Origin of the sequence: Prevotella sp. TF12-30 (assembly GCF_003436715.1) — a bacterium.
In the GTDB taxonomy this organism is placed as follows: Bacteria; Bacteroidota; Bacteroidia; order Bacteroidales; family Bacteroidaceae; genus Prevotella; species Prevotella copri_A.
The window spans coordinates 1-18,762 of record NZ_QSQJ01000045.1; the positions used below are offsets into that span (position 1 = coordinate 1).

At 44.9% G+C, this 18,762-nt stretch carries 11 protein-coding genes; 1 reads left to right on the forward strand and 10 read right to left on the reverse strand.

Going from position 1 to position 18,762, the window contains the following annotated elements; translation table 11 throughout:
* The 7 genes from DXD25_RS13710 to DXD25_RS13740 all read right to left on the reverse strand — a co-directional run.
* On the reverse strand, nt 1-1,148 hold a 1,148-nt coding region (locus DXD25_RS13710), incomplete at its 3' end, for a carboxypeptidase-like regulatory domain-containing protein (protein ID WP_147327921.1).
* 78 nt (nt 1,149-1,226) lie between these two features.
* Entirely contained in the window at nt 1,227-1,445 is a 219-nt protein-coding gene (locus DXD25_RS13715; protein WP_117663987.1) for a hypothetical protein, read from the reverse strand.
* A gap of 240 nt (nt 1,446-1,685) precedes the next feature.
* On the reverse strand, nt 1,686-3,626 hold the full coding sequence (locus DXD25_RS13720; RefSeq protein WP_117663988.1) for an alpha-L-arabinofuranosidase C-terminal domain-containing protein: 1,941 nt from the start codon (nt 3,624-3,626) through the stop codon (nt 1,686-1,688).
* 160 nt (nt 3,627-3,786) lie between these two features.
* Nucleotides 3,787-7,023: a glycoside hydrolase family 2 TIM barrel-domain containing protein gene (locus DXD25_RS13725; RefSeq protein WP_117663989.1), complete on the reverse strand. Its 3,237-nt coding sequence runs from the start codon at nt 7,021-7,023 to the stop codon at nt 3,787-3,789.
* 5 nt (nt 7,024-7,028) lie between these two features.
* Entirely contained in the window at nt 7,029-8,237 is a 1,209-nt protein-coding gene (locus tag DXD25_RS13730; RefSeq protein ID WP_233522325.1) for a glycoside hydrolase family 88 protein, read from the reverse strand.
* Nucleotides 8,238-8,308: 71 nt separating this feature from the next.
* The gene (locus DXD25_RS13735) at nt 8,309-9,586 is read right to left on the reverse strand and encodes a DUF2264 domain-containing protein (RefSeq protein ID WP_187360486.1); all 1,278 of its coding nucleotides are present in this window, start codon (nt 9,584-9,586) and stop codon (nt 8,309-8,311) included.
* 120 nt (nt 9,587-9,706) lie between these two features.
* Nucleotides 9,707-10,825 (reverse strand): glycoside hydrolase family 43 protein, encoded by a 1,119-nt coding sequence (locus DXD25_RS13740; protein WP_117663990.1) that lies wholly within the window; start codon nt 10,823-10,825, stop codon nt 9,707-9,709.
* A gap of 598 nt (nt 10,826-11,423) precedes the next feature.
* On the opposite strand from DXD25_RS13740, the gene DXD25_RS13745 reads away from it, so the two are divergent.
* Nucleotides 11,424-12,278 (forward strand): Rpn family recombination-promoting nuclease/putative transposase, encoded by an 855-nt coding sequence (locus DXD25_RS13745; RefSeq protein ID WP_117663991.1) that lies wholly within the window; start codon nt 11,424-11,426, stop codon nt 12,276-12,278.
* 82 nt (nt 12,279-12,360) lie between these two features.
* On the opposite strand, the gene DXD25_RS13750 is transcribed toward DXD25_RS13745, so the two are convergent.
* The 3 genes from DXD25_RS13750 to DXD25_RS13760 are packed head-to-tail and all read right to left on the reverse strand — an operon-like array spanning nt 12,361 to nt 18,760.
* A complete protein-coding gene (locus DXD25_RS13750; RefSeq protein WP_187360488.1) occupies nt 12,361-14,562 on the reverse strand; it encodes a peptidase domain-containing ABC transporter in 2,202 nt (733 codons plus the stop codon).
* Nucleotides 14,563-14,565: 3 nt separating this feature from the next.
* Nucleotides 14,566-17,370: an outer membrane beta-barrel protein gene (locus tag DXD25_RS13755; protein WP_117663993.1), complete on the reverse strand. Its 2,805-nt coding sequence runs from the start codon at nt 17,368-17,370 to the stop codon at nt 14,566-14,568.
* A 4-nt stretch (nt 17,371-17,374) separates the two neighbouring features.
* Entirely contained in the window at nt 17,375-18,760 is a 1,386-nt protein-coding gene (locus DXD25_RS13760) for a beta-1,6-N-acetylglucosaminyltransferase (protein WP_158556344.1), read from the reverse strand.
* Between the last annotated feature and the right edge of the window lie 2 nt (nt 18,761-18,762).

Here is an 18,762-nt window from a genome sequence, read left to right on the forward strand (position 1 = left end):
TCCCTAACATTATAATAGTCGTAAGTCAAATCACTGCTGACATATAATTTTCCAAAACTTCCACGGTAGAACAATCCCACATTATAGTCGTTGGAATAATATTTGTCTCTATTCCATTGCTCATATTGGGCCACATTCCCATTATCCTTCTCCGTAATAAAGTACATAGTAGAATCCAAGGACTGATTAAAAGTTCCTTTGGTCTGAAAAGAAAGACTATGCCCCTTAGCCAATTGATATTCAGCACCAAGAGATATGTCATACCCCAGTTTTTTGCCGATTTTATTTGGATTACCAGAATCGAATTCTTGAGAACTTCTCTCATAATTATCAGCATACATACGAGTGAAGGAATCACTTTCCTTATTGACAACATTCGAAAAAGCCGAAGTTATATTAAATGAGAATTTATTCACACTATATGTATAAGATTCACCTACGGTTTCCTGATTCATATTGTTTTTGCCATATTGCAAATTCGTATAAGGCACAAAGTCCCAGCCAATATAATCATCGAACAAAGATAGGTTCAGCAACATTCTCCTTCCCTCATACTTTCCTGTTGGATTGTAGGTAATTTCCACTTTTTTGATGCGCTTAGGATTTATGCGCATAGCATAATCTGAGGATTTTTCCACGTCATTTACCAAAAGTACAATATCCTCTTCTCCATTCACACGCAACTTGTCATTTTCCCAATCACGCAAAAAGCCTGGTATTTTCTCCAACAGCTGTCCGCTGCTTGCCGTGCCTTTGCGCATAGAGTCGGTGATAAGGTAAATGTCCTTGTTATAGGTCTCTTGCTTTAAAGTTCCCGTGACAGTAACTTCCTTTAAGCCAACATTATGAGTAGACAATGCAATTACACCCAAGTTCTCAGGAAGTCCGAGACTATCCTTTCTGGTATAAGACTCAAGTCCCACATAGCTGACAGAAATTCTTGTTGCCTTTTGGGAAGTATTCACACTAAAGGAGCCGTCAGTTTTAGATTTGCATCCACCAACAAACACATTGTTATTGAAAAGCTGAATTGTTGCATCAGCCAGTCCTTGCAGTTTATTGCCAGAAATTATTTTACCAGAATAGCCTTCCGCCATAGTAGTGACGGATATAAGCATTATCAAGCATAACAAAAATAATTTTCTCATATTTTTTTATATTTTGAATTTAACATACATCTAAAGCAGTAGTCCAACATATTGAACTCTATTTCTTGCATTCTCCTATCAGAACATGCAAACATCAAAACGCATCTGTTGAGCTTTACTCATCTTGGGATTGTTCTTTCTTAGGCTATCAAGCATGCCTAAAGCTACTAAAGCAGAATCTGAATTGGTTTCCATCAGACTATCTGCTCTAGTTATCTGCTCATCTATGACTTTATTTCCAGTACATGAAACCAGCAGCAACAAAACACTCAATATATATAATTTGACCTTTATCATATATTTTTTATTATTTCCGTTCACAAAATTAATAAAAAAGAATGAAATAAAGGAAACTATTAGATATTTTAAGAGAACAATCCGTTAATTATTTGCAGAAAATGGACAAGTGACGAACACGCATTGCCCACACGGTGAACATCGGATACAAAAAAATCCCTTGCAACATTGCTGCTGCAAGGGATTCGCCATTTTTCTACCTTAAATGGTTATACACTACATAAACTTTAAAACTAAAACTTAAAATCTATATACTACAAAGCTGTTCGCCTTCATCTTCACATTCAAGACGTTGCCGTTAGCCTGAGCATCTGATACAACAGGAACAACCACGTTCTTGTTATCGATCTTGTTCTCTGCCTGGATATCATCAGCATGAAGAACAGTCATCTTGCCAGGGTTCAACTTCTTGATGCCATTGAAGGTAACGTTGATTTCCTTCTCCTGGTTAGAGGTATTGGCAATCTTCACGATGTAGCTCTTGGTAGCCTTGTCGAAACAAGCAGAGGCATAGAGACCATTCTCGCCTGCTACAGCCTTGCCGTTCTCGGTAAGCTTCAAGACATTGGTACCCTTGTTCTCGCCGTAGAGCTGCTGAACATAGTAGTTGGCAGAACGCACTGAGCTGAGATTATCAAACCAGATGAGGTCCGGACGCCACTGCCATCCCTCAACGTGAGCGAAGAGAGGAGCATAGGTAGCCTGATAAACCACATCGGCATTGCGCTCGAGACCTGTCATGAAGGCAGCCTCTGAAAGCGCAGCCTCCCAAGAGTTAGGATCGTGCTCAGCATGGGCTGCATACTCGCCGGCAAATACCTTAGGACCCTTGCGGTCGTACTTGTCGTAACGGCTGGCATTGCTGCGGAACCACTCCGGGCTCTTGTAGTAATGCTCATCTACCATATCTACGCCCAACTTGCGCATCTGCTCCCAACCATAGTCGAAATCCTTGCCATCAGCAGATGGACCAGATGAACCGCAGATCTTGATCTTCGGATACTTGGCATGAATCTGCTCCATGAACTTCTGCAGACGCTCAGGGTACATAGGTCCCCACTGCTCGTTACCGATACCAATCTGCTTCAGGTTGAATGGAGCTGGATGACCCATATCGGCACGGAGCTTACCCCACTTAGAGGTAACAGGACCATTGGCAAACTCGATGAGGTCGAGTGCATCATCGATATAGCTCTGGAGATCCTTGACTGCTACATGCGCATTAGGATCCTTATCATCGTTCTGATACTGGCAAGCCAGACCTACAGAGAGAATTGGCAAAGGCTCAGCACCAATCTTCTCAGAAAGGAGGAAGTACTCGTAGAAGCCCAAGCCCAAAGACTGATAGTAGTTAGGGAAAAGGCGATGTGGGAAGGTATCTCTCCAGCGGTTCTCGTTCAGAGGACGGTTCTCAGGAGCACCCACAGAGTTCTTCCACTCATAACGGGTATCAAGGTCGGTTCCCTCTACGATACATCCACCAGGGAAACGGAAGATGCCTGGCTTCAGGTCGGCAAGATCCTGTACGAGATCGGCACGGAGACCATTCCAGTTGTCTTCTGGGAAGAGAGAGATGTGGTCGAGATCTACGCTCTCGGAACCTTTCTCCAGATATACACGCATCAATCCCTTGGCATCGGTCTGAGGAGAGGTCAGGGTAGCTGTAAGCTTCTGCCACTTGTTGTTGGTGATGTTGATGACCTGCTTGGCAATGACATCATTCTTGGAATTGACCAGCTCCACACGGATCTTGCCCTGCTTGCCATCGATGAGATGAAGACGGCCATAAACGGTGAAATCGTACTTCATATCCTTCTTCAAGCCCATACCGAAGAAACCGCGGTTCTCCAAACCGGTCTGCTTCTCACGCGCACCGGCACTCTCGAGAGTTACATAATGAGGGTTGCGGTCGAAGGCTGGCTTCACGTCGCTGAGGGTTACGTTACCGAATGTATTCCATCCCATCAGGCGCTGTGGGAACTCGAAAGAGCGGTTTTCCACCATCTCTGCATAGAGACCGCCATCGGCACCGAAGTTGATATCCTCGAAGAAGATACCATACATGGTAGGCTGGATTTCTACTCCAGGCTTGTTTGCCTGAACCATAAACTGATGCTGTGCGAAAGCTCCGAGCGAAGACATCGCCATCAGCATTGCTGCGAAAATTTTAGCTTTTCTCATATTGCTCTGTTATTGTTGTTTTGTAGGTTTGTTTATATTCCTATGGATAATACGCATAACGTATCAGAATGCCGATGCAAAGATACAAAAAATCCACCCCAAATGAGGTGGATTTTCTGATATAATATATTGGATTTTCGCTCAAATCGCTGTTTTTCTACTATTTACCCTGTGGAATGAGGGTAAATGTGAAGGTCTTGTTGCCATAATGTACACGATACTTCTCCAAAGGCCAAGCACCCCAAGAGTTCTCGCCGCCTACACCCATGTGGGCAGAATCGAGGAAGAGGTTGGTGAACTTAGACTTCTTCAGGTCGAAGCTGTGTCGCTGCTCCTTGTCGTCGCCATCGTCGAGCTCCTCGGTATCGAAGTGGATAGCGCTGGCATAGAATGGAGTGCAGCTCTTCACCTGCAAGCCCATACCGGTAGCATCGGTCTGCTTCCACCAGCGGATATCGCTCTTGGTACCACTCTCCTGTGGACGGATGTATGGGAAGTACTGGTTGTCGGCATCATCTGTGTAAACACCGATGCGCATGCAGTCCTTGCGGTCTGAGTAGTTCTCGATAGGACCACGACCGTAGTAGTTGCTCTTCTCCATGGTGTATGGCATCTGCATCAACATACCGAAACGGAACATATCGCTTACCTTAGCACCCTCTGTAGCCTTGAAGTCTTCTGTTACCTTCACGGCACCTGTATTGGCGAATACTACGTAGGTGATATCCATCTGACCCTGAACCTCCGGCATATCGAATGATGTGAGGATCGTTACAGAGTTGGTCTTCTTATCCTTCTTCACGTCGATGTTCTTCAGGTTCATCTGAGGGTTCTTCCAAGCCTGGAACTTCTTCTGAAGGCCTGCACCCATATCGTTGTCGGTAGGAGCACGCCAGAAGTTTGGCTTCAGGGTACCACCCTCGCCGAGCAATGACTTGCCATTGTAAGCATACTCAGAGATAAGACCGGTAGAACGGTCGATCTTGAAGGTGAGGTTAGGTGTGGTAACAGCTACCACATTGTTCTTCTTGGCAGCAAGCTTCATCTTCTTCTTGCCATGTCCCTGAGCCAGCATCTTGCTGCAGTCGCCAGAGCAAGCCTGCTTGGTAACTACCGGCAGCTGGGCATAAGCCATCACCTGACCGGCTGTGAGCAATGGTTCAGCCTCCTTCAGACGGAAGTCGATGTTGAGGAATACCTCCTTGCCCTTGATCTTGCTCTTGTCGTAAGGGATGGTGAAGTTCTTGGTCTGCTGTGCAGGAACATCAAGGTCGGCGATGGTACCATTCTGAGTCTCTACGCCATCCTCTTCGAGGCTCCATGCCAGGGCATAGTTGCTCAGGTCGCGGAAGAAGTTCTCATTGTGTACGCTTACCTCGCCTGTCTCGGCATTCACCATCTTGGCCCAGATGTTCTGGTACTGATAAGCCACCTCGTAAGCATGAGGGTTCATCTGACGGTCTGGACCGATGATACCATTACAGTTGAAGTTATTGTCGCTAGGATCATACTTGTTGTAATCACCACCGTAGCAATATTCTATCTTGCGAAGCTCCTCATTGTTCATCTTGTAAGGCAGGATGCTCATAGGCTTCACGATATTGCGGTGCAATGCCTGATCTACGAAATCCCAGTCGAAACCACCCTGGAGGATAGGATACTTGCGGATCAGATCCCAGTAATCGCTCAGGTTACCGCCAGAGTTACCCATGGTGTGGTTGTACTCACACTGGATGAGTGGCATCGGACTATTTGGATCCTTGGCATACTTCTCGGAAGCAGCAACAGGATAGTACATAGGGCAGAAGATATCTGTACCCTCGCCACGGCGAGCCTGCTCGTACTGAACAGGGCGGGTCTTGTCCTGGCTCTTGATCCACTTGTAAGCCTGCAGGAAGTTGTCGCCCATCACGGTCTCGTTACCCATGCTCCATGTTACGATGGAAGGATGGTTGTAGAACATAGACACATTGTGCTGGTTGCGCTCCATAATCTGCTTGGCAAACTCAGGCTTCTTGGCAGCCGCATCGTCGCCATACTGGAAACCATGGCTCTCCTGGTTAGCCTCAGCCACAACATACAATCCGTACTTGTCGCAGAGATCATACCAGCGAGGATCGTCTGGATAGTGGCAGGTACGAACGGCATTGATGTTCATGCGCTTCATCATCATGATGTCCTGAATCATGCGCTGCTCACTTAAGTTGTAGCCCTCATCAGGATCAATCTCATGACGGTTGGCACCCTTCAGGAGAACAGGCTGGCCATTGACCAGGAACTGCTTGTTCTTGATCTCCACCTTGCGGAAACCTACCTTTACCTGTACAATCTCGTATGGCAAGTACATACCGCCATTCTGGATAGGAGAAACAACGAGGGTATAGAGGTTAGGAGTCTCAGCACTCCACTTGCGAACGTTCTTCACACGGAGCTGATACTTAGCCACACCATTCCTTACATTATCGGTACCTGTAACGATTACCTCCTTGCCATCTGGGTCGTAAAGGCCGAAGTATGCCAGGGTATTGCCCTGCACCTTGGCTGTGATGTTGAGGTAACCATCCTTATAGTTGTTCTTCAGCTCTGTCTCTACACGGACATCGAGCAGGCGATGATCCTTAGAGCGGGCATAGAGATAGTTCTCACGTGCCGGACCGCTCAGACGCCAGAAGTCCTGATCCTCACACCATGAACCATCACACCAGCGGAATGTCTGGAAGGCAATGAGGTTCTTGCCCTTCTTCAGGAATGGAGTGATATCAAACTCAGCGGCAACCTTGCTATCCTCTGCATAACCGGCAAACTTTCCGTTAACATAGAGATAGATGTTGGAGGTTACACTACCGAAGTGAGCGATGACGCGCTTGCCATCCCAGTTGGCTGGGATATTGATTTCACGGCGATAGGAACCTACGTGGTTGTCCTTGGTAGGAACTGCTGGTGGCTGCTGGTCGAAGTGGCCACGCCAAGCGAAGCCCACGTTTACATACTCTGGCTGGCCATAGCCCAACATCTCCCAGTTGCCTGGCATCTGGATGTTGTTCCATTTTGAGTCATCAAGGTCAGTCTTGTAGAAATCCGTAGGGCGCTCATCAGCATTGGCTACCCAGTTGAACTTCCATGTGCCCTCAAGCGACAGGTAGTTCATACTCTTCTTCTTGTCAAGATACTCAGCACCTGTTCCAGGGAAGTCGTTAGGATCGTAAGCGAAGTGCATTGTGTGCAGAGGCAAACGATTGATTTCATTCACTTGGAGGTCGTGCCACTCTGTGAAAGTAGGCTGCTGGATGGCTACCGTCTTTACAGACGACTTAATGGCAGCCTTCGGTTTTCTTGCACCAAAGGCCACCATTGCCAATCCTGCCATACTCAATGTTACGAACAGTCTTTTATTCATTACTATTATAGTTTTGTGTTTAGATATTTATCATATTCACAAGCGGTAAGAAGCATCGCTCCCACACCGAAGTTTGCCTGGGAATTGGCATCTACGGTCTGTCCCGGGATGGCTCTTTCGCCGATTGGCTGAACATAGCCCACCTTGCCGTCTTCCAGAACGGCTGTTTCCGTGAGGTAAGTCCAGGCTCTGTCTATCACCTTCTTATATTCTTTCTTGTTGAGATAACCATTGTTTACTCCCCAGAGCATTCCATAGGTGAAGAAGGCGGTACCGCTGGTCTCTGGTCCCGGAGCATGCTCAGGATCCATCATCGAGCGGGTCCAGTAACCTTCCGGCTGCTGGATTTCAGCCACAGCCTTAGCCAGTTTCTGGAACTTATCTACGAAGAACTGATAGTGCTGGTAGTCCTTTGGCATATCCTGGAGCACCTTTGCCAGACCGGCAAGAACCCATCCATCGCCACGTGCCCAGAAGTCTTTCTTTCCGTTGGCACTCTTGTGCTTCGGATAGATGTACTTTCCATCGCGGAAGTAGAGGTTGGTCTCCTTGTCGAGCATAATCTCGTCGGTGGTGAGGAGGTTATCGTAGAGCTTGTCGAGATACTTCACATCGCCGGTAAGCTTGTACATCTTGGTCATCACAGGCATCACCATGTAGAGGGCATCGCTCCACCACCAGTAGTCTGTTGGCTCAGAGTAAGCCTCGTAGTGCATCACCTCCTTGGCACGCTTCACCATGAATTCTGAAGCTGCGGCATTGCCCTTGGCTGCCTCGATATTGTAGAGGTCGATGTAGGTCTGGAAGCAGATCTGCCAGTCGCCGAAGAGTACGTGATCCTTACCCTCGCCGTATGGCTTGTACTTCCACTTGGCTGGATTAGCCTCTGTGGCACCGGTCCAGTCGTTATGCTCTGCCCAACGGATGGTGTAATCGAGCATCTTCTGGTCCTTCAGCATCTTATATACCTCCATATTGCCGGTATGATAAGCGGCATTGTCCCAGAAGGCACGAACCTCAGGCTTATTGTTGGCCTGCCAGTAATTGTTTACCTTCTTGATGAGTGCTGCCACCTGCTCGTGGTCCCACTTTCTGGAAGCCTTCACCTCCTTTTTGTTCTGTTTCTTGACCTTGGCGGTCTTCTTGGCTGGCTGCGCTGCGCTCAAAGGCAAAGCCAGGGCTGCAGCTGCCAGCATCATCAATATCTTGCGCATTATATTAACTCTTAACACTAAACTCTAAACTTTTAATAGTAAACTCTAAACAGTAAACTCTAAACTGAAAATTACCACTTGTCCTTGGTAACAATCTCGTCCTTCCAGTGATGATCCTTAGGGAACTGCTGATTGTTCCATGCCTTCACCTGGGTCCAAGGCTGTGCTGCATCGGTCCAGAATGGATGATTGGCAGGCAGGCCGAGAGGCATGAAGGCAAGCGTGGTCATATAGAGCGAACCGTTGTTGGTGTACCAGTCGGCAACGTTTTTCTGGCTGTTTCCGCAGAAACCGATAGAGAGATAACCCTTCTCATTGAAGTTGTTCTCCTGGTCGAACATGCGATGGAGCACCTTGGTCAGGGCTGCACGCACCTGTCCGTTGCTCAAATCCTTTGGCAACTTCTGATACCATGCCATCAAGGCAAGCGGCTGCATGGTTGCCATGCGGTAAGGAATGCTTCTTCCGAAAGCCGGGAAGGTTCCTTCCGGAGAGATGAATCTCTCGAGAATGATGCTGTACTTCTGGCAGCGCTTCAACTCCCGGTCGTAGTACTTCTGATAGTCGAGGCGGGAATTCACCTTGGCATCCACCATCGCCTGGAGTGTTTCCAGATACATCGGATGGAACACATAGCTGCTGTAGTAATCGAATGCGAACGAAGGACCATCGGCATACCAGCCATCGCCTACATACCACTCCTCTACCTTGCGGCAAGCTGAATTCACGCGATATTCATCGAAATCGCCACCCGCCTTTGCCATGAAGCTCTCAATGGTAGAAGAGAAGAGAAGCCAGTTGGTATAAGGAGGATCGATGTGGCGGAGCTTGGCAAACTCCTTCAGGTATCGCTGCTTGGTCACCTCATCCAAAGGCATCCAGAGTGTATCGTAAGCACGGAGGAAGCTCTCGGCGATATAGGCTGCATCTACCAGGTTCTGACCGCCGATGCCCCAGCAGAGATAGTCAGGACTCTGAGGATCTACGGCATTCTTGTAGGAAGCCAAAGCCCACTCACGCAGCTGCTTGCGCTGCTTGCCTTCGGCTGTGGCATCATCAGGAAGGGTGAGCCAGGGAGCCACACCAGCCATCAGTCTGCCGAAGCACTCCATATAGAGCACCTTTTTGTTGCGGTTGTCGAAGCTTGGACTGAACTCCGTCTGCATATTCTTCTGCAGCTCGCCCTTTGCCATATTCTCCAGCACGGGCTGAGCCATCTTATAGGCAAGCGAGCACCAATATTGGCGGTCGCTCTGCTGCTGTGCCTTCTTCTTTGCTGCGCTGATTCCCATGAACGGAACCAAAGCCAGAAGAAGGGTAATCATGATACTCTTATATATATGAATCATAGATAGTTGCAATTTTATGAGTTTGTTGAATTCTGTTAAACGATGATTGCAGTATTATCATTTCATGCTGCAAATGTAATTAAAATAATTTAGAAACGAGCAGAGCGACCGTGTTTTTTATCATTTTTTCAACACTGGAGCACCATTTTCCCAGGAAATAGGCACCCAGAGATGACGACTGTCGCTCAAATGTTTCGGATTCCACATATCTGCCATAAATACATAGTCGGCGCCATGGAACATCTTCTTCTGTGCTGCAGTTTCCACCTTATATATATAGGTACCCTGTGCACCGAAGGTCTTGTCGGCACCCTCTCCACGGCAAGGATTAGGCAACTGCTCCCAAGGACCGAAGATATTCTTAGCCTTGAACATGCGGGCTGCATTTGGAGCCCAACCGGTACATCCGCTGGTAATCATCCAGTAGGTGCCATCCTGCTTGAAGATGGTTGGAGCCTCGTTCTGTCCGCCGGCAGCTACTCGTACGTAGCAACCATTGTGCTGCATGTAGTCATCTGTCAACTGTGCAATCTGGAGTGTCAAGTTTTCCTCTGAAGAATAGATGTGATAAGCCTTGCCATCATCGTCGATGAAGATGGTCATGTCTCTCGACATCTGTCCTCCCTGGAAGTCTCTCATCCAGAACATACCCCGTTCTATCTGAACGCGCCAAGCTGGAGTCCACCACTGTTTCAGTTCCGGGAAGAGGAGCTGATGCTTGAGGTCGGTGGTATCAGGTTTGGAGAATCCGATAGGATAGATTCCCGGATTCACTCTTCCTGAGCGAACGAACTTGAATGGTCCGAAAGGAGTATCGCTGGTTGCCACACCATAGCGGGCAGCCCCATATCCCCTTCCCTTCAATTCGAGATGGAACCACATGACGAACTTCTTGGTCTTCTTATTGTAGAGAACCTTAGGGCGCTCGATGATGCAGCCACCCTCGATGTCGCTGCCTGGTTCATTAGATACAGGGAGCACCAATCCATGATTGGTCCATTTCTTGAGATCCTTGGAAGTAAAGCAGCTTACGCCGAGAGAGCTGTAAGGCTTGCCATCCTGCGAGCGGCTTTCACCATACCAGTAGTAGGTACCTTTGTAGTTGAAGATGTTGCCACCATGTGCATTGATATGCTTGCCGGTATTGTCCTTCCACACGCCTCCGTCCATCGGAGCCTGTGCCAGAGTTGGGAGACAGGACATCATCCACAACATGATAAATGTGAATAGTTTGTTCATTTTGCCGATGTTATTATTAAGTTAGTGAATACGCTAATTGTTTGTTTTGTCTGCAAATTTAAAGAAAAAACCCCTCTTATGGGTCTAATATTCGGTATAAAAGGGAAACAAATCGGGAAAATGCTGGAAAAACAAATATAACCTATCGATTTTTCACACATTTCCACGACTAACAACTATCTTTTCCATTCACTATTCTGCGCGAAATGACTTTTTTACCCCATTTCGCGCAAAATAGCGACTCATTATTATGCGCGAAACAATATTTTTAGTATCTTTGCAGCCGAGATAATCTTGTTTTCGTGTAAATTTCGCCAAACAATAACCTTGTTTTCGTGTAAGAAATGAGAAAAAGTTCAAGTTGGCAGATTTAAGCAAAGATGCTAAACGGTATCGAGTATTTACCTTTATATATAGTTCCATTACTATAACGCACCGAGGGTAATAGAAGCCCTCTGGAGATTTTGCTTTCCGGGGTAACATTTAGGAAAATCTGTCGTAATCTCAATAAAAAAGCGAGATTACGACAGATTTTTCGTTAAAAAGTTGCCGTAATCTCATATTTTTTGTAACTTTGCGGTAGATAATTATAAAACAGATGGTTATGAAGTACTTAGATCCTAAGGCAGACCTCACGTTCAAGAAGATATTCGGCAATCATCCCGCAAGACTGATCAGCCTTCTGAACGCACTACTGCCACTCAGCGACGAGGAGCAGATACAAGAAATCAAGTATCTGCCTACAGAACTTGTGCCCCAGCTCGAAGGGGGCAAGAACACCATTGTGGATGTACTCTGTACCGATGCCAGAGGCAGGAAGTTCTGCGTGGAAATGCAGATGGAATGGTCTGATGCTTTCCAGCAGCGAGTACTGTTCAATGCATCCAAGCTCTATGTGAGCCAGGCTAAAAAGGGAGGAAAATACAGTGAACTCCAACCCGTATATTCCCTGAATCTTGTGAATGATATCTTTGCGCATGATACTCCAGATTTCATCCACAACTACCGCATCGTGCATGACAAGGACAGCAATAAGGTCATCGAAGGCTTGCATTTCACCTTCATAGAACTCCCGAAGTTCACTCCACATACCATTACCGACAAGCGCATGATGGTCTTGTGGCTCCGTTTCCTCACGGAAATCAATTCCAATACAAAGGAAGTTCCTGCTGACCTGCTTAATGACCCGGAAATAGGAAAAGCCGTAGAGGAACTGGAGATTTCCGGTTTCACAGATGCCGAACTCTGGGCCTACGACAAATTCTGGGATTCCGTAAGCGTTGAAAGAACCCTCATAGATGACAGCTACCAGAAAGGTAAGGTAGAAGGTATGAGCCAACAAAGTCTTGAGATTGCCAGAAAGATGCTGGCTAAGGGGATGGATGGTGCGACCGTGATGGATATAACGGGACTGTCGGCAGAGCAGATACAGCTGTTGAAAGCCGAGATGTAGATCACAGATATCACAATAAAAGAATGGGTCTATATGCCACGATAACAGGTGGCATATAGACCCATTCTTTTACATACACCATCTACAATTGATTCTTTACCAACTCGTAATAATAACCCTTCTTTGCTAGCAGCTCCTGATGAGTTCCACACTCCACTATTACTCCATGCCGCATTACCAATATCTGGTCGGCATTCTTTACGGTGCTCAGACGGTGCGCTGCCACAACCACGGTTCTTCCATTGTAAAAATCATACAGATGGTGCATTATCTCCGATTCATTGGTTGTATCAAGGGCATTGGTTGCCTCATCGAAAAAGATATACTCCGGATTCTTATAAATGGCACGGGCTATAAGTAAGCGTTGACGCTGACCTTGACTCACACCATTACCCTCCATACCTATTTTCGTATGATAACCCAGAGGCAACGTGCGGATAAAACCATCTATATTAGCCATCTTTGCCGCCTGATAAAGTCGAGTTTCATCCAGAGAATCGCTGTCAAGGGCAATATTGTGGGCAAAAGTATCACTGAAGATGAAGCTCTCCTGCATCACAGAGCCTGTCACGCTGCGCCAAAAATGAGGATTTATGGAAGTCAGCGGCACATTACCCACCTTGATACTTCCATGGTTAGGCTGATAAAAACCCTGCAGGAGCTTGATAAGCGTGGTCTTGCCACAGCCGCTCTCCCCCACAATCGCCGTCACCTTACGTTCTGGTATTTCCAGGCTGACGTCATTGAGGGCATAGTTACGCTCAGCCCCATCATAGCTGAAAGTAACGTGCTCTACACGGATGGTCCTGTTCTCAGGCAGTTCGGTAACCTTGTCATCAAGGTCAGTATCCTCATCGGGCTGTGAATGAATCTCATTCAGTCGCTCCAGGCTGATTTTGGCATCCTGGACAGACTGGATGAAGCTGATGAAGTCGTTGATAGGAGCGGAAAGCTGACCGATGATATAGGTGAGAGACATCATCATACCCAGCGTCATATCGCCATGAATGACGTTACGGGCTGCAATGAACGTAATGAGAATATTAGTGGACTGGCTGAAGAAAACGGAACCAGACTGCTGAAACTGACCGATGGTCAACCCTTTCACGCTGATGCGAAAAAGCATCATCTGCACACGCTCCCATTCCCAGCGCTTCTGGCGTTCACAGTTGTTAAGCTTGATGTCCTGCATTCCCTGTATCAGCTGAATCATCTTGTTGCGTTCGGTAGCCGACTGGCTGAAGCGCTTATAGTCTAATTCACGGCGATACTTCATGAAGAATGCAACCCATAATATATATAAGGTGTTTCCCAGCAAAAACACACCAAGCACGAGAAGACTATAATAACCGAGCACAACTGAAAACACGACAAAGTTGGCAAGAGAAAAGATAAACCCCAGCGAGTTGCCCATCAGGAACGATTTTATGCGGGAATGATCTTCTATGCGCTGCATCAGGTCGCCAATCTTCTTTGTATCGAAGAAATGGAGCGGCATCTTCATCAGCTTGACCAGGAAGTCTGAAATCAGGGCAATGTCAATTCGGGTATTCACATGCAGCAATATCCAGCCCCGGATAAAGTTCACGCTGAGCTGGGCGATGAAAAGTACGAGCTGGGCGATGAGGATAAGCGTGACGAAGCCCAGGTTCTTTCCATTGATACCCCTGTCAACCAACGTCTGGGTCAGGAAAGGGAACACCAGCTGCAGCAAGCTGCCCAGCAACATCCCCAGCAGGAGAACCACAACCTGACGGCGGTAGGGCTTGAGATATTTGAAAAAGAACCCCAGACTCTGCCCATGGTTCTCGCACTCCTCCTTGCGCTTGCCAAAGTTCACTCCCGGCACCATCAGCAATGCCATACCACAGTCCCGTCCCTGCACACTGGTGCTTAGCCAGCAGCGCATGAACTCCTCTTCAGTATAGCACAACTTCTGGGAAGCGGGATCTGCGATATAGAAGCGGTAGCGCCCGCTCCGGTTCTTCTTTACCTTATAGCAGACCACGAAATGGTTCTGGTTCCAGTGAAGGATGCAGGGCAGGGAGGCATCGTGGGCCAGCTGTTCCATAGTGATTTTCACTCCCAGCGTACGAAAGCCCAGATACTCGGCTGCCTCGCTGATGCCAAGCATCGATACACCGTTGCGGGTGATGTGGCAATGATTGCGCAACATCTCTGCCGAATACTCCTTACCGTAATATTTCGCTATCATCCGCAACGAGGTGGAACCGCAGTCCATCTCGTCGAGTTGCTGATAATGGGGAAAGCCTTTAATCATAATCAGTTACTTTTTTCCAAATCTGTATCCTATGGAAATCATTCCATAACGAGGGATGCAATTGTATGTCGTTTCAGTCAACTCCTGTTCGTCAAATCCATTATCGAAATTAGTCAACTGATGGAATATGTCATAAGCCTTACATTGAACGGTAATCTTACCTTTCAAGAATGTCTTATACAAGGAAATGTTACTTACAACTCTTGTCTTATTGACTTCCTCTAATTTATAACCTTTACGCGTCAAGGAAGTCAAGTCACCGGAGAACTTAATATCCCATGGCAGGCGACATGCAAGATTAAAACCATACCTTATGTCCCAGGCTTCATAATTAACGGAATTCATCTTGTTTCTTATACTGTTATAGCTAAAACCTGCATTTAATTTCAACGTTAACTCCTTATGCTGAAAGACTAATCTGGCTGTTTCATCCAGGACATCTCGCTTATTTTTGCTACTCTGAAGACCTTCATTCATATGCCCAGACATAAGAGTCGTAACATCTTTCCTATAAACAATTTCATTGTTGATATTCCATGCCCTTGATTTTCCCAATCCCTTATCAACATACAAACGATTCCATGACGCCCAAGTCCCTTTCACGTTCTGGGGAATTACAAGAGAATTACCATTCTTATCATCGTACAATGAACACATTATTATCATGTTAAGCATAAACTGAGACTGCGACGAAAAGTTTACATTCCACTGGCGTTCAGTATTATACCATGCATAGGTAAACTGATAATCGTACATCGATTCTTTTTTCAATCTACCATTACCGGTTGACATCACTAACGGATGAGACGAATCTATAGTTTCAACCAAGTTTAACACAGATGGTTTGCGATAGGATTCCAATTTGTTGAAGAAATGAATCCTGGAATTTTTTCCCTGCCATTTAAGTCGGAATCTTGGACACAGATCAACATAACTCCTCGTAAGAGTAGTATCTACCGAAGAGTTACTATAACTCATATTTTTGCTAAGCATACGCACATCAAAGCCCGCTATCAATTGCCACTTACCCTTTTTATACTCCCAGTTTACCATAGGTTTATGCTCCCTGGACAGGCTGTTGGAATGATAGCTATTGGCATCATACAGATCATCCAAGGTACGCTGACGTGAAACTGACTCGTTACCCTGGGTATAACGATATCCGATTTCCAGACTCATATTATTCAAGAAGTTGAAATGATAAAAACCTTCCAATGTATATGAATAAGATTTCGTCTTGGTATTATCATTGGCTACATAAGAGACAATAGAATCATTTACCGGGAGATAATAGGTTATGTGACTATTCTCTCCTAGTTTCTGGTTATTGTCCGAGTATGAAGCATCGGCATGAAAAATGAGATCATCGCCCCAGGCCAAGGCCTGCGACATTTCTATATTTTCACGAAGTCTAAAATTATGTGCCCTGTTATTCGCCTTGTTGATAGAATAATTCTGCAAATAGTCAAAGGCATTTCTGCCACCTTCATCTATAGCATCAAAAAGCTGCAACACAGAAGAATTTGATGGTATATCCTTATCAAACAGCGCATATTTGTTCAAGTCATCATTTTTGCTCCTGCCATAATCCACCATAGTCTGAAACTGAAAATAGGAAATACCCATCTTCGTAATCTTGTTATTCAAACTGAAGGAAGAATTCCTGCTGTCATTTAAATTCTGAAATATTTTATTGATGTTGGTCTGAGGCAATATGCTGATCTGTTTTTTCTGCTCATCCAAATCTACGCCTTGCCATTGAGCAGCCAAATCTGTAGAAACATAAAAAGTTCCACCGGTTTTCTCTGCAATAGTACTCACGCCAACTTTTTTAGTATTCATAATTGATTTTGGGCTGTCTGAATCCCAAAATGATCCATCGCTGCCAGGCACGCTCGACTGATTGATGTTGTTAAGGTTAGCATACGCAGAAGCATTTACAGAACCTATCATATACCCATCAAATCCTCTTACCTGCCATCTGTCATTAGTACCGACACCAGCCTCTATATTTCCGAAATTATTTTGGCTATATTCCTTTTTCAAGAGAACATCCATCACATTGTCTTTCAAGTCTGTCTTTGTATTCAGGTTGCGGTTCTTTTCTTTGCTCTGCTCAAAGACTTTAAGACTTTTTACCGTATAATACGGCATATTCTCCAACAAAGCCAGATTATTTCCCTTAAACAACTGCTTGCCATTTAAAGTAAGGTAATCTATTTTCTTATCATTGATAAAGATTTCTCCATTGGCTTCAATTCTTGCACCGGGCATCTGCCTGATCAACTCATCAAGCATAGAACCTTCAGGCAGGTTGAATGCGTCTGCATTATACACTAAGGTATCTCCTTTGTGAAAGAACTTGATTCTGGTAGCACGCACGGTTACCTCACCCAACTCATTATCACCAGTCAGGCTATGTTTAGACTTCAGCCTTACCAGTTTTATAGCTGGAATCCACCGCCGTAAGACTCTTGCCGCATGCTTTAATTTGTAATTGACTGTAATAGACTTGTAGCCTTCACAATCTACCTTTATGATATATGATTCAACCTTAGCAGGAACTTTGAAGGAAAATGAAGAAGCAACCATATAGCCAGAAGGACGTTCATTTCTCACAGACATTGTATCTATAACAGTACTGTCTGTTGACATCAATGTTACTTTAGCCTTTTCCAAGCCATAATCAGTAAATGAATCCATCACAAAGCCAATCAACTCTATCGTTCTACCAGCAGACTGAGCGACGGCTATTAAGTTCATTACACAAAAGGTAAAAACCAACAATATTTTTAAGCATAAATGTTTCATCTTATCAATATTTAATTAATACACATACTTGTAGATTTTCTATCATGTCAAATTCTGCCAGCAGCATTTTACTAAGCTCACTATTACTTTTGAGGTGAAATGAAGCAATTGACTTTTCCAATGTATCTTTGAGAGACTCTTTCATATTTTCTTCTATAAAGAACATATAATGACTAGTCAATTCTGACAAATTTCCAAGATACCTTAATATCTCATTATTTCCACCTAACTGATTAAGAAAAAGCAGAGAATCATATTTGTCATCATCCTCAACATAAATTGGCTGAGTCCAATCTACAACTTGACAATACTCTGCTATATTCATTTTTTGAGCCAAATGGAAAGCTTGGTCGTTGTCACAAATACCATTAGCTAGAATTTCCATTCCAAGAAGAGCATCTAAATAAATCAGGTTATCACCTACTACCAGTACAGAAGAAATATCTAGAACTTTCATGATCTCAACAAGGCTTTCAGCTATTCTATTGTCATAATCAAAGCAACTCTCATATTCATGAAAATGCTCTAAAAGATAATAGTCTATATATTCCATCAACTTTGTACTTATTGGTGAAACCATTTTACGTGCAAAGAAGTGATTTTTATCAAGCATAAACTTAAAGTGCTCTTCTCCCAAATTAGCTGGTCGATTTCCGTTTTCTTCTCTCCACCTGATGAATCTCAAGTTATTCTCCGAACAAATTTTATCTTCATCATAGTAATTCAAAAGTACGGTATGAATATAAATTTCTTCAGATGCAAATGTATGATTCAAACGCTTTAAAAAGCCTGGATGTTCCTTTGTGTAACGTAACAAAAATGCACATGCCTCTCTTGTCATAGAACACCATTGTGATCCCAAATAAATTTTATCTGGGAAATGGGATGTTGGGCGTTTTATTTGATATTTCACCTGAAAGCCTCGCAAGAAGTTGGTAATACAATACCTCTTAGGATTTCTTACTTGATAATAGTCATAAGGCAAGAAATACAACAACCGACGATCAATTTCTCTAAACGTAGCTATTCTACAGTCAAAATAACTTTGCCCTGGATTATTGTCGAAGAATTGCAGGAAGCTTTCGTAGGGCTTTATGGGATAATCTTGCCCACTTATGATATGATAATAATCTGCATTTGAATTATTTATCGCAATATTGAGCACCTTGATTTCAGTCTTCAAAATACTATAACCTCCCCAATGCAATCTGTCATGACCACAATACTTTATTCGGTTATTGCGGTCAAGCAGATCGTTGATTACAGGCATATCAGTAGCCTTGCAATCTATATTCAAGAATAGATCACATTCTTCATGGTTCAAATATTCCAAAACCTTTCCCAATATTTGCCATTCATTATGAGCTAATATAATAAAGGCATGTCTCATAG

Bases quoted from the DNA above. Each gene is read 5' to 3' on its own strand.
- DXD25_RS13715 (WP_117663987.1), bottom strand. From the start codon at position 1,445: ATGATAAAGGTCAAATTATATATATTGAGTGTTTTGTTGCTGCTGGTT.
- DXD25_RS13720 (WP_117663988.1), bottom strand. From the start codon at position 3,626: ATGAGAAAAGCTAAAATTTTCGCAGCAATGCTGATGGCGATGTCTTCG.
- DXD25_RS13725 (WP_117663989.1), bottom strand. From the start codon at position 7,023: ATGAATAAAAGACTGTTCGTAACATTGAGTATGGCAGGATTGGCAATG.
- DXD25_RS13730 (WP_233522325.1), bottom strand. From the start codon at position 8,237: ATGCGCAAGATATTGATGATGCTGGCAGCTGCAGCCCTGGCTTTGCCT.
- DXD25_RS13735 (WP_187360486.1), bottom strand. From the start codon at position 9,586: ATGATTCATATATATAAGAGTATCATGATTACCCTTCTTCTGGCTTTG.
- DXD25_RS13740 (WP_117663990.1), bottom strand. From the start codon at position 10,825: ATGAACAAACTATTCACATTTATCATGTTGTGGATGATGTCCTGTCTC.
- DXD25_RS13745 (WP_117663991.1), top strand. From the start codon at position 11,424: ATGGTTATGAAGTACTTAGATCCTAAGGCAGACCTCACGTTCAAGAAG.
- DXD25_RS13755 (WP_117663993.1), bottom strand. From the start codon at position 17,370: ATGAAACATTTATGCTTAAAAATATTGTTGGTTTTTACCTTTTGTGTA.
- DXD25_RS13760 (WP_158556344.1), bottom strand. From the start codon at position 18,760: ATGAGACATGCCTTTATTATATTAGCTCATAATGAATGGCAAATATTG.